The sequence below is a fragment of the Pseudodesulfovibrio karagichevae genome (assembly GCF_041414475.1).
In the GTDB taxonomy this organism is placed as follows: domain Bacteria; phylum Desulfobacterota; class Desulfovibrionia; order Desulfovibrionales; family Desulfovibrionaceae; genus Pseudodesulfovibrio; species Pseudodesulfovibrio karagichevae.
Window position 1 is genome coordinate 1 of the sequence record NZ_JBGLYH010000021.1, and the last position, 11,945, is coordinate 11,945.

The following is an 11,945-nucleotide window of genomic DNA, read 5'->3' on the forward strand; positions in this document are numbered from 1 at the left end:
TCCTGCTCGGCGTCCTGCCCGCCACCGGTTCCGGGGGCCTGATCAGGCCCCCGGAACCGGTGGACGAACAATAAAAGTGTTACCCATGTACCCGGGCAGAAGTGTTACCCATGTTTCCGGTTGCACAAAAGAACCTTTCTCGAAAGGTTTTTCCTTCCCCTTCCCCCCGGCCGCCGGAGGCATCTCTACTCCGGCTCGTCGGGGTCGTAGCGGAGGATGTCGCCGGGTTGGCAGTCCAGGGTCCGGCAGATGGCGTCCAGGGTGGTGAAGCGGATGGCCTTGGCCTTGCCGGTCTTGAGAATGGACAGGTTTTGCGGGGTGATGCCCACGGCGGCGGCCAGTTCCTTGGAGCTGGTCTTTTTCTTGGCCAGCATGACGTCGAGATCGATGATGATGCCCATGCCGCCCGCCTAGACCGTCAGTTCGTCGGTTTCGCGCAGCTTGCGCCCCTCGTCCATGATCCAGCTGACCAGGATGATGATCCCGGCGATGACCAGGTCGCGGATGTCGCCGGACTCCAGCGAAATGGTGATCAGGCGTTCGCCCGGCGGGTTGTGGATGGTAAGGATCAGGGTCAGCAGGGCCTCGTGGAACGGCATGAGGATCACGCCCGCCAGCATGGTCCAGCCGGTCCGGCGGATGTACTTGACCGTGTTGCCGGTGAAAATCTCACCTGCGGAAAACAGCCCGAACAGGCGCGCCAGCCACCACAGGCAGAGCATGGTCGGCACCAGCGGGATCAGGCTGACCGCCAGCCCCAGCCAGCGCTGGCCCCAGGGCAGCGGAAACGCCGGCGCGTGCGCCGCGTCCAGGCTGACGTTGTCCCTGACCAGCCCGATGATCGTGGTTGACCCGCCGTCCCCGAGCAAAACCTCTCCCCCGGAAAGCCACAGGGTGGCCACTATCACCGGGCTCAAGACGAACGCCGCTACGAATATGGCCCGGAACACCCGGGCAAATCTTTGTATACGCTGTTCCATGGGAAACTCCTTGCGTTTGGTGATTCCCTTTTGCGATGATTAATCATCGTTTGTCAATAACTATTTTATGTGAAACGGTGTTGTAAAATAATGACAGCCTGTGGGTGGGGCGGGGGGCCTTCTGCGGCGGGCACGGCCGACCGGCCCCGATCCGTGCGGATCGGGGCCGGTCTTGAATTGTCGTGGGGACGGTTGCGGGGATGCGGTCCGGATCAGCTGCGGTTCATGTCGTTTTCCACGACCTTGTACCGGACGCCGAGGTCCGTGCAGATCCGCTCCACGGCGATCAGGCCGCGATTGCGTTGCTCGTCCTCATCGCCGGGGCTGACGCCGACCATGATCAGCTGGGTGTCGTGGTCGTCGAGCGGGACCAGGGTCATCTCGAACCACCAGGTCCCGTCCTTTGCCTCGGCCCGGAGGAAATGCTTGGCCTCGTCCTTTTCGGTCACGGCGTAGTTGGTTTCCCCGTCCTCCCCGGCGATCCGCACGGCGGTGGTGTAGATGTCCCCGGCGCTGCGCGGGATCTCGGCGGTGATGGTCACGTTGTCGCCGTCGCTGGACGAGATGAGATAGACCACCAGCATGGCGGGGCACCCGGAAACGGCCGGGACGATCAGGAGCAGGAGACAGGCGAGCCAATGGCGCAAGGCAAACGGTGCAGGCATGGTCCCTCCTTGGCGAAAGAGGGGATGCTGCATTTCGAATACGCGTGATTCTGTATTGCCGCAAGAGGGCTGATGAAAAAAAGCGTTTCGGACACAAGGCAGGGGCCGGAGGCGCAAAAGGAAACCGGCCCCGGTCAATGAAGACCGGGGCCGGTTGGTAATGGCTAGGTTAGAAGCGCGGGGAGGCTTAGTACATGCCGCCCATGCCGCCCATTCCACCCATGCCGCCCATGCCGCCGGGCATGCCTGCGGGAGCGCTGTCCTTCGCGGGCTTGTCGGCGATGGCGCACTCGGTGGTCAGGAGCAGACCGGCCACGGAAGCGGCGTTCTGCAGGGCGGTGCGGGTGACCTTCTTCGGGTCGATGACACCGGCCTTGATCAGGTCCTCGTAGTTGTCGGTCGCGGCGTTGTAGCCGAAGCCGCCCTTGCCTTCCTTGATCTTCTCCACGACGATGGAACCTTCCAGACCGGCGTTGGCCGCGATCTGGCGCAGGGGCTCTTCCACGGCGCGGGCGATGATGTTGATACCGGCCTGTTCGTCGTCGTCGGCGGCCTTGACCTTGGCGCAGACCTTGCCGGAACGGGCCAGGACCACGCCGCCGCCGGGCACGATGCCTTCCTCGACAGCCGCGCGGGTGGCGTTCAGGGCGTCTTCCACGCGGGCCTTCTTTTCTTTCATCTCGGTTTCGGTGGCGGCACCGACGTTGATGACGGCCACGCCGCCCACGATCTTGGCCAGGCGCTCCTGGAGCTTCTCGCGGTCGTAGTCGGAGGTGGACTCGGCGATCTCGGCGCGGATCTGCTGGATGCGGCCCTTGATCTCGGCGGGCTTGCCGGCGCCGTCGACGATGACGGTGTTTTCCTTGTCCACGACGATGCGCTTGCAGGAACCGAGGTCGTTGACGGTCAGGTTCTCGATCTTGATGCCGAGGTCTTCGGAAACGACCTGGCCGCCGGTCAGGGTGGCGATATCCTTGAGCATGGCCTTGCGGCGCTCACCGAAGCCGGGGGCCTTGACGGCGACCACGTTCAGGGTGCCGCGCAGCTTGTTGACGACCAGGGTGGCCAGGGCCTCGCCCTCGATGTCTTCGGCGATGATGACCAGGGGTTTGGACATCTTGGCGCACTGCTCGAGCACGGGCAGCAGTTCCTTCATGTTGGAGACCTTCTTCTCGTTGATGAGAATCAGGGGCTCTTCCATCTCGCAGGTCATGCGCTCGGTGTTGGTGACAAAGTAGGGGGAGAGGTAGCCGCGGTCGAACTGCATGCCTTCGACGACGTCGAGGGTGGTCTCGAGGCCCTTGGCTTCCTCGACCGTGATGACGCCTTCCTTGCCGACCTTGTTCATGGCCTCGGCGATGATGTTGCCGATGGTGGCGTCGTTGTTGGCGGAAATGGTGCCGACCTGGGCGATCTCTTTCTGGTCGCGGGTGGGCTTGGCGACCTTCTCGAGCTCTTCGACGATGGCTTCGACGGCCTTGTCGATGCCGCGCTTGATGGACATGGGGGAGCGTCCGGCGGCGACCAGCTTCACGCCTTCGGTGAAGATGGCCTGGGCCAGGACCGTGGCGGTGGTGGTGCCGTCACCGGCGACGTCGGAAGTCTTGGAGGCGACTTCCTTGACCATCTGGGCGCCCATGTTCTCGAACTTGTCTTCCAGCTCGATCTCCTTGGCGACGGACACGCCGTCCTTGGTGATGACCGGGGAGCCGAAGGACTTCTCCATCACGACGTTGCGGCCCTTGGGTCCGAGGGTGACCTTGACCGCGTTGGCCAGCTTGTCCACACCCGCTTTCAGTTTTTCGCGGGCCTTGGCATCGAAAAGAATTTCTTTCGCCATGGTGTATTCTCCTTAAAAAGAATTGGAAATGGTGTTTTGTTGGAATGTGCCGCGGGGGAGCTATTCGACGATGGCGAGGATATCGTCCTCGCGCATGACCAAGTGCTCTTCGCCGTCGATGCTGATCTCGGTGCCCGCGTACTTGGCGAACAGGACGAGGTCGCCCTTCTTGACGGTGGGCTTCACGCGCTTGCCGTCTTCGTCCAGCTTGCCGGGGCCCACGGCCACGACTTCACCCTTCATGGGCTTTTCCTTGGCGGAATCCGGGATGTAGATGCCACCCGCGGTTTTCTCTTCCATTTCAAGACGCTTGACCAAAACGCGGTCATTCAGCGGTTTCAATTTCATCCTCTTATACCTCCAGAATGGATTTTCGAATTTTGCGCCGGACGACAGGTACCGCCCGGCTTGCAGTTACATAAACACGGCATGGCGGGTGTCAACCCGGACGGGTAAAAAAAATCGCGCTTCCGGACGGGGCCCGAAACCTGCGGCGTAAGTGGGGCCAGGGGAGCCCTACTTGCCGGATTCCTTGCGGAATTTTGCGAAAGGGAGGTCCATTTCCCGGATGTGCGCATCGAACCAGTCGGCCAGGGATCCGTGGATTTTCACCGGCGGGACGGACGTGCCGTTCATCAGCTCGGCCTCCACGCGGGTGATGTCGTCCAGGAACCGTTCGTGGGCGTCCTGCTGTTCGTCCAGCCCGGGGTAGTCGGCCTCGTCCATGAGGTTCTCCTCAAAGCTGAAGTGCTGCATGACCGAGTCCTTGAGATCGTTCATGATGTCGAGCATCTCATCGGTCTCGTCGTCGTCGAGCTGGCGGTACATGTCCGGCGACACCGCGTCGATGCGGCCGAGCATGGCGAAAAGGGCTTCGTGTTGGGCGTCGAGTTCGGAAATGCCCAGGGTGAGTTCGGGGGAAAATCCGGCCGGGTTCGGTTTGGCTGACATGCGTTTCTCCTGTAACGCTGGTTGCTTTTTTAGGCATCGTATACCGGGAATCCAGGAGCATGTCACGTACCCGCCGGGCTTTTTTAAGGGAAAGGGGGGGAGGCGCTCACGGCCGGTCGCGGGAGGGGGGCGGCGGGCGTCACAGAGTCGCCAGACAGACGTCACCGAATAGCGCGAAATCGTCATGCAGGCGGCGCGAAGCATCGGCCGGGCGGGCGTACAGTCCGGCAACCATATCAGGAGGAAGGAAATGGAAGATCGCCTCGCCGGTCCGCTGTTCAATCTGGATTCGCCCTTCAACGACCCTATCCGCCACACTCTTTTTTCCATGGTCAGGCGTCCCCTGGCCAAAGTGCTCCGACTCGACACGCTGAACTCGCTCTACTCGACCCTGCAGAAGGGGGAGTGCGACGGCTGTTTCGTGGACAAGGCCATGGACCTGCTCGGGGTGCGTTTCTCGGTGGACGGCCAGCCCGTCGGCCGGGTGCCGCGCACCGGGCCGCTGGTCGCGGTGTGCAACCATCCCTTCGGCGTGCTCGAAGGGCTCCTGCTCGTCCGGATCCTGCGCGAGGTCCGCTCGGACATCAAGATCATGGCCAACTTCATGCTCGGCATGATCCCGGAGATGGACGACCTGATCATCCAGGTGGACCCCTTCGGCGGGGCCGAGTCCTCGCGCAAGAACATCAAGGGGCTCAAGGCGTGCATGCGCTGGCTCAAGGACGGCGGCATGCTGGTGGTCTTCCCGGCGGGCGAGGTGTCCAGCCTGAAGGTCAAGAAGCGCCGCGTGGGCGACCCGCTCTGGAGCCCCATGATCGGGCGGATCATCCGCAAGACCGGGGCCGCGGCGCTGCCGGTCTTCTTCGACGGTCGCAACTCCGGCCTGTTCCAGACGCTCGGCCTCATCCACCCCCGGCTGCGCACCGTGCTCCTGCCCCACGAGAACCTGAAGCACGCCGCCCGCGACGTCATCGGCGTGCGCCTGGGCACGGTCATCGGCCAGGACAAGCTGGCCGAGCTTGACGGCGACCAGGCCGTGGTCGACTACCTGCGCTTCCGCACCTACCTCCTGCGCCGCGAGCGCAAGCCGCGCTTCCAGTTCAAGGGGCGCGAGTCCCAACGGCGCATGGACCCCATCGCCAATTCGCGCGGCAAGCACATCCTCGCCTCCGAGGTGGCCAGCCTGCCCGACGACAACGTCCTGCTGCACAACGGCGAATTCACCGTGTTCCACGCCGGGGCCGACGAGATTCCCCGGCTGCTGCGCGAGATCGGCATCCGCCGCGAGGAGACCTTCCGCCTGGTGGGCGAGGGCACGGGGCGGGCCATGGACATCGACAAATTCGACGACACCTACCGCCACCTGGTGCTCTGGAACCACCGGGAGCGCGAGGTGGCCGGGGCGTACCGCTTCGCCCTGACCGACGCGATCATGACCGCGCAGGGACCCGGCGGGCTGTACACCTCCACTCTGTTCAACTACCGCCCCGGCTTCCTGGAAGGGCTCGGCCCCGCCCTGGAGCTGGGCCGCTCCTTCGTGGTCCCCAAGTACCAGCGCAGCTACCAGCCGCTGCTGATGCTCTGGAAGGGGCTGGCCGAGTTCGTGGCCCGCAACCCCCGGTACTCCCGGCTGTTCGGCTGCGTCTCCATCTCCAGCGAATACTCCGTGGTCGCCCGCGAGCTCATCGTCGGCTTCATGGAGCGCCACTGTTCCCTGCCCGAGCTGGCCCGCATGGCCCTGCCCAAGCGGCCGCCCAAGGTCAAGCGCTTGAAGCGGCTGGACTTCTCCCTGCCCGAGGGGGTGTTCGACGACCCCGAGGACGTGGCCGACTTCGTGCGCGACGTGGAGGACGGCCGGTCCATCCCGGTGCTGCTCAAGCAGTACCTCAAGCTGGGCGGCAAGATCATCGGCTTCAACATGGACCCGGATTTCGGCAACTGCATGGACGGGCTCATCCTGGTGGATCTGCTCAAGTCCGATCCCAAGGTCCTGTCCCGGTTCATGGGCCGCGACGGAGTGGCCCGGTTCCACGCCGCCAACCGTTCCGTGCCGGTCGAGTCGGCGGAGCCGGTCCGGATCGGCGACGCGGCGGCCTGATCGGGATTCCGGCGGCGGGAGATCATCCGCCCGGCCGTGCCGGGCTTGGCTTTCCGGCGCGAACAGCATATATTGCCCCATGCGCAAGAACCTGATCCTCACGCCCCTGTTGATAGTCGCCCTGGTCCTCTTCGTCGGTTGCCGGCAGGGGGACGCCTTGTCGCCCGAAAAGGACGAGCCCGCGCCCGCCCCCCAGGCCGCGCAGAACGACGAAGCCGCCCCGGATGCGCCCCGCGTGCCCGACGGCTGCTCGCCCGAGTTCCGGGCCCTGTACGACAACGCGGTGGTGGAGCTGCACGGCGAAGGCTCCCTGGACATCGTCGTGGTCACCGATCCCCTGTGCTGGCACTGCCGGTTGGCCGACAAGCTCCTGCGGGAATACCCCAAGCTGTACGGCAAGTTGCGGCTCTCCTTTTTCCCGCGCCGCAGCTTCATCGGTTCGGACATGGCCGCCTGGGTCCTGGAGGACGCGGCGGGCACGGACCGTCTGCAGGAGCTGGTCAAGTTCGCCTACAGCGGCCTGAAGCAGCCCAAGACCCAGGACCTCATGGAGGCCCGGATGCTCGTCCTGGCCCAGTTCACCCAGGCCTTCCCGGAACTGCTCAAGGACACGACCATGGAACGGCTGTACGTGCGCCTGCAAAAGGAGCGCGAACCCCACGTGCTCGAGAGCGCCATGCTCGCCAAGGCGGCCCATCTGCCCGGCACGCCCATCCTGGTGGCGGGCGACAAGGTGGTCCTGGGCTTCGGCCCCGACGTCTGGCTCAAGGTCCTGGACGAAGCCCGGATGTGCAAGTAGGCGGGCTCCGGCCGATCCCCGGGTGAGGGCGGCCCGAGGCCATCGCCGATTTCCCCGTTGCACTTGCTTGCAGGTTCCTCGGCATTCCCATAGAAGGAAAACCATCGGTTTATCCGAGGAATTGTCGGAATGCCATGAAGCACGCGGCAACCACGTATCATCGTTATATCTTTCATCAGCCGATCTTCCTTCCGGAAGACGCGATGCCGGTGCGGTCGACGCGCCGCCTCAAGACAAGGAGATAGCCCCATGGCCGTTTCACATATTCCCCTGCCCACCCTCCGCGCGCGGTCCCTGCCCGCCATGCTCATCGCCCTGGCGCTGTTCGTCCTGCCGGGCGGCGCGTTCGCGGCGGGGGCGTCCGCCGAACCCTTCGACTACGCCGTGCTCAAGGGCAGGGCCCGCGCCCTGGCCGGGCAGGCGTACGCCGACCACGAGGGCGAGATCCCCGAGGCGGTCTCGAACATGACCTGGGACCAGTACCAGACCATTCACTTCAACAAGGACCACGCCCTGTGGCGCGGCCGGGATTCGAAATTCCAGGCCACGCTGTTTCATCTGGGCCTGTACTTCAAGCGGCCCGTGGCCCTCTATGCGCTGCATGACGGCAAGGCCGAACGGGTCGCCTACGACGCCGGGCTGTTCGACTACGGCAAGTCCGGCATCGACCCGGCCGGGCTCCCGGAGGACATGGGCTTCGCGGGCTTTCGCCTGCAATTCTCCCCGGACTGGGTGCGCGACGTGGTCGCCTTTCTGGGCGCGAGCTATTTCCGCGCCGTGGGCAAGGAGATGCAGTACGGCCTGTCCGCGCGCGGCCTGGCCGTGGACACCGCCCTGTCCCGGCCCGAGGAATTCCCGGCCTTCACCGCCTTCTGGCTGGAGCGGCCTAAGCCGGGCAGCAACACGGCCACGGTCTACGCGCTGCTGGATTCGCCGAGCGTCACCGGGGCCTACCGCTTCGACATCACCCCCGGCGACACGCTGGCCATGCGCGTGGACGCGGCCCTGTATCCGCGCAAGCCCATCGAGCGGCTGGGCATCGCGCCGCTGACCAGCATGTACATGGTCGGCGAGAACGACCGGCGCACGGGCTACGACTGGCGGCCGGAGATCCACGACTCGGACGGCCTGGCCCTGCACACCGGCTCGGGCGAGTGGCTCTGGCGGCCCCTGAACAACCCGCGATCCCTGCGCTTCAACACCTACATGGACGACAACCCCAAGGGGTTCGGCCTGTTGCAGCGCGACCAGAACTTCGACCACTACCAGGACGACGGCGTGTACTACGACAAGCGCCCCGGCCTGTGGGTCGTGCCGCGCGGCGGCTGGGGCAAGGGCGCGGTGGACCTGGTGGAGATTCCGACCCTGGACGAGACCTTCGACAACATCGTGGCCTTCTGGCACCCGGCCGAACCCGTGGTGCCAGGCCAGGAACTGCTCTACAGCTATGACCTCTACTGGGGCACAGCCTCGCCCGGGCCCAAGGAACTGGCCCGCGTGGTCGACACCTTCACCGGCCTGGGCGGCGCGGTGGGCAAACGGCGCACGCGCTACAGCAAGCGGTTCGTGGTTGACTTCTCGGGCGGCCCGCTGGCCGATCTGGCCAGGGACGCCCAGGTCAAGGCGTCCATCAGAACCTCGGCTGGAGAGGTCGAGCTGGCCACGGTCCTGCCGTTTCATGCCACGGGCGGCTACCGGGTCCGCTTCGACCTGGTCCCGCCCGACGAGACCGAGAACCCCATCAACCTGCGCATGATCCTGACCTCGGGCGGCAAGACCCTGTCCGAGACCTGGACCTACCAGTGGAGCCCGCCCCCGGCGAACCAGCGAGAGCTGCACAACGCCGGGCACCTGCAATAGGGCGCCGGACACAGGAAATGAAAAAGGGCCTCGTCTAGACAAGGCGTTCGGTAAAGGTGTGGACTTTTTGTCCAAGGAAATAAAACCCCCCAACTGTGCCAACAGGTTGGGGGGTTTTTTTCCCCAGCGCGGCATTATGTAGGAACAACACAAACACAATAAAAACAGCGGCCCACAGGAATGTGAGCCGCTGTTTTTTAATGTTGTCTACAACCCGGCCATCGCTTCTTCGTCAAGAGTGTGAAGAAACGCATCGGTAATCCAGGGACCGTCTTCTTCCAATTCCTCGGCGATCTCGAATAACTTGTCCTCATCAACCGAGGGGAAGGCTTCGCACAGCACCTCGTGGATATCGTAGGCCCCTTCATAGATGGGATACAAGTATCCACCTTCCCTCCCGCTCCAAGGCGAGCGGTCGACGGCCGGGGTATGGCGAGACACGAACCAGCTTTTGATGTGATCATCGGCCGTAGGGGGTGCGAAGTGCTTCAAAATCCTTTGCGGCAAGAAGCCGGCAAAGGCGGGCTCAAGCACTTCGACAAGATCGAAGTGGTAATCTGCCTCCTGGTTCGAGCAATGGGGGACCCTGTCGCCGTCTCCAGCGCCGAGATACCAATCCACGGCCCCATGGTAGTGGACATCCCTACATTCAGGGCATCTGAAGATCAACTGCCCCGGATCATGCCGATCCATGTAAAGATCGGGGGCATACCGGATCACCGCCACGCGGATAACACGTATTCCACCCGGGGTAGTAGACACTCCAAGCACTCGGGCGGGATCTTTTCTGCTGTCCTTTTCGGCGGCGTGCTTCTGGAGAAGCGACCAATTGGTGTAGCCATTTTGCTGGGCCACCTTGTCCAGCGCATGGCTGTGCGAGTAACCCAATAGTTGCTTCAACCGCTTGGCTTGCTTCTTCAGGGCCTGAACTTCTCTGGGAACAAAACGATGCATGATTCACCTTCTTCATCTGCGCCAATGAAATGCCCGTCCACAAACATCCCCTGGCTGATTCAGAAGGATGAACTTAGTCAGATGTGACGCAATGCTTTCAGGCTTCGCAACGTGGACGTGCAGGCATATGCCGATACCAAGTTGGAGAATAGCTCCCGATCCACAACCTGTCAAGACAGCCGCCCGCCAACGTTCGCAAAGCAACACCCTGTAAAAGAAAGATAAACTCTTCACCGGGATTTCAACAACTTGCGACAACATTTTGCCATCATTGACTTTTTTCAAAAACTGTGTCATACAATGGTCATCGAAGTCTCCAGGTCGAAACCATGCACAGTCAACACTTCCTGCTCGAAGCGCAGGCACGCAAAATATCCCTTCCGGAAGTCGCGGAGTGGGATGCCGAAACGGTTCGCGCCAAGTTCCAGGAACTGCGGTGGCCCGAGACCGGCGGGGATCCCGTATGCCCGAAATGCGGGTGCGTGGACTCGCACTACTACCTGAGGACCAGAGAGCAGTGGCGATGCAAGGGATGCGGCCACACATTTTCATTGACCAGCGGCACTTGGCTGGCTTCGACCAAGTTGCCTCTGAAGAAAATCCTGATCGGGATCGTCGCTCTGGCCAATGCCGTTAAGGGCATGTCGGCCTTGCAACTCATGCGGCACATGAACGTCCAGTACAAGACGGCCTACGTATTCTATCACCGCTTGCGGGAGGCCCTGTACGCCGCACGACCAGATATCGAAGCTTGGTCAGGCCAGGTCGAAATCGACGGGGCATACCTGAACCCGTCCACCAGGCTCGCCAACAAGAAGGAAGACCGCCCGGAAAAGTCCAAGCGGTCCAAGAAGCCATCCCGGTGCATTTTGGTGCTCCGTCAGCGGGGAAAAATCCGTGAGGGAGCCTTGCGCACCCTGACGTTCGTGATCGACACCGAGAACGCCGCAGACATCATGGATATCGTGGAGCAACAGCTCGTGCGGGGAACGGAAGTCATCACCGACCAGCATAGCGCCTATTCGGATCTCATGGCGTACTTCACCCATACCCAAGTCAACCACGACATCCATTTTGTCGGCCCGAGCGGTGAGAACACCAACCAGGCAGAATCCTACTTCAGCCGTCTCCGGCGCTTTGTCCGGGGACAGGTCCACCACCTCAGTGTGGAATATCTGGACTTGTACGCCAATGAAATCGCCTACCGGGAAGACATGCGACGGCTCGACAACCGGGAGACGTCTTTCGACATGATCACCAAACTGCTCTCCCTGGAGAGGGGGAAACCTCGTTTCCGGGGCTATTGGGATCGCACCAGCCGCAACGACGGCTTGGGATCGACCTTGGCCTTGGCGGCCTGACCCTTTAGCACCCATAGCGATTCGCCCGATTCCGTCTTCCCGACCTGGACCGTGATTCGGTACTGCGTCAAAGCGCACTTCACGCGTCTGCGGTAGTCCTGGAGCATCCGTTTCCGTCGCCGGACTTCATCGGTCACCTGTCGGGTGGTCAGTGGATCTTTGGCGGCCTTCAGAATATCGACGATCATCCGTTTCAGTTCCCCTTTGCCAAAACGGATCGTGTACACCTTGCGGGGCCGGGCGATTTCTTCGTCACGGGCCATACCCAACAGGACCATGGTACAGTCAAGGGTTTCGACTTCCTTCCGCTTGCGTTCAAGCTGGGCTTCCAGTTCGATGATTTCACTGGAAAGCTGCGACCGCTTCCTGCACAAGGCCACCAATACCGGCGATTTACGTGTTCTAATAGTCATGCCCCCATCGTATGACGAGGGCAT

Annotated in this window: 12 protein-coding genes; 4 read left to right on the plus strand and 8 right to left on the minus strand. The window is 62.7% G+C overall.

The features are described 5' to 3' along the window. Nucleotides 1-185: 185 nt before the first annotated feature. The 6 genes from AB6M95_RS08990 to AB6M95_RS09015 all read right to left on the minus strand — a co-directional run bounded on the left by AB6M95_RS08990 (nt 186) and on the right by AB6M95_RS09015 (nt 4,436). On the minus strand, nt 186-401 hold the full coding sequence (locus AB6M95_RS08990) for a helix-turn-helix domain-containing protein (RefSeq protein ID WP_371386402.1): 216 nt from the start codon (nt 399-401) through the stop codon (nt 186-188). Between the two features lie 9 nt (nt 402-410). Next, nucleotides 411-980 carry a DUF2975 domain-containing protein gene (locus AB6M95_RS08995; RefSeq protein WP_371386403.1) on the minus strand — a complete coding sequence of 190 codons (570 nt, stop codon included), beginning with the start codon at nt 978-980 and terminating at the stop codon, nt 411-413. 212 nt (nt 981-1,192) lie between these two features. Next, complete coding sequence (locus AB6M95_RS09000) at nt 1,193-1,645, minus strand: hypothetical protein (RefSeq protein WP_371386404.1); 453 nt, start codon at nt 1,643-1,645, stop codon at nt 1,193-1,195. Between the two features lie 187 nt (nt 1,646-1,832). Continuing rightward, complete coding sequence (groL, locus tag AB6M95_RS09005; protein ID WP_371386405.1) at nt 1,833-3,485, minus strand: chaperonin GroEL; 1,653 nt, start codon at nt 3,483-3,485, stop codon at nt 1,833-1,835. Between the two features lie 60 nt (nt 3,486-3,545). Continuing rightward, nucleotides 3,546-3,833 (minus strand): co-chaperone GroES, encoded by a 288-nt coding sequence (gene groES / locus AB6M95_RS09010; protein ID WP_371386406.1) that lies wholly within the window; start codon nt 3,831-3,833, stop codon nt 3,546-3,548. A 168-nt stretch (nt 3,834-4,001) separates the two neighbouring features. Beyond that, entirely contained in the window at nt 4,002-4,436 is a 435-nt protein-coding gene (locus AB6M95_RS09015) for a bacteriohemerythrin (protein ID WP_371386407.1), read from the minus strand. Between the two features lie 250 nt (nt 4,437-4,686). Here AB6M95_RS09015 and AB6M95_RS09020 point away from each other — a divergent pair, with 250 nt between their 5' ends. The 3 genes from AB6M95_RS09020 (at nt 4,687) to AB6M95_RS09030 (ending at nt 9,193) form a co-directional block, all read left to right on the plus strand. Beyond that, nucleotides 4,687-6,534, plus strand: a complete 1,848-nt coding sequence (locus AB6M95_RS09020; RefSeq protein ID WP_371386408.1) for a bifunctional lysophospholipid acyltransferase family protein/GNAT family N-acetyltransferase — start codon at nt 4,687-4,689, stop codon at nt 6,532-6,534. Nucleotides 6,535-6,613: 79 nt separating this feature from the next. Further along, on the plus strand, nt 6,614-7,333 hold the full coding sequence (locus AB6M95_RS09025) for a DsbA family protein (protein WP_371386409.1): 720 nt from the start codon (nt 6,614-6,616) through the stop codon (nt 7,331-7,333). Nucleotides 7,334-7,582: 249 nt separating this feature from the next. Further along, complete coding sequence (locus AB6M95_RS09030; protein WP_371386410.1) at nt 7,583-9,193, plus strand: OpgD/OpgG family glucan biosynthesis protein; 1,611 nt, start codon at nt 7,583-7,585, stop codon at nt 9,191-9,193. A gap of 207 nt (nt 9,194-9,400) precedes the next feature. Here AB6M95_RS09030 and AB6M95_RS09035 read toward each other — a convergent pair whose 3' ends face one another. Continuing rightward, a complete protein-coding gene (locus AB6M95_RS09035) occupies nt 9,401-10,147 on the minus strand; it encodes a glyoxalase superfamily protein (RefSeq protein ID WP_371386411.1) in 747 nt (248 codons plus the stop codon). Between the two features lie 329 nt (nt 10,148-10,476). Between AB6M95_RS09035 and AB6M95_RS09040 the strand changes: the two genes are divergently transcribed. Next, the gene (locus tag AB6M95_RS09040) at nt 10,477-11,508 is read left to right on the plus strand and encodes an IS1595 family transposase (protein ID WP_371386412.1); all 1,032 of its coding nucleotides are present in this window, start codon (nt 10,477-10,479) and stop codon (nt 11,506-11,508) included. Here the strand turns inward: AB6M95_RS09040 and AB6M95_RS09045 are convergent. Then, nucleotides 11,448-11,921 (minus strand): hypothetical protein, encoded by a 474-nt coding sequence (locus AB6M95_RS09045; RefSeq protein ID WP_371386413.1) that lies wholly within the window; start codon nt 11,919-11,921, stop codon nt 11,448-11,450. The genes AB6M95_RS09040 and AB6M95_RS09045 overlap by 61 nt on opposite strands. Nucleotides 11,922-11,945 lie beyond the last annotated feature (24 nt).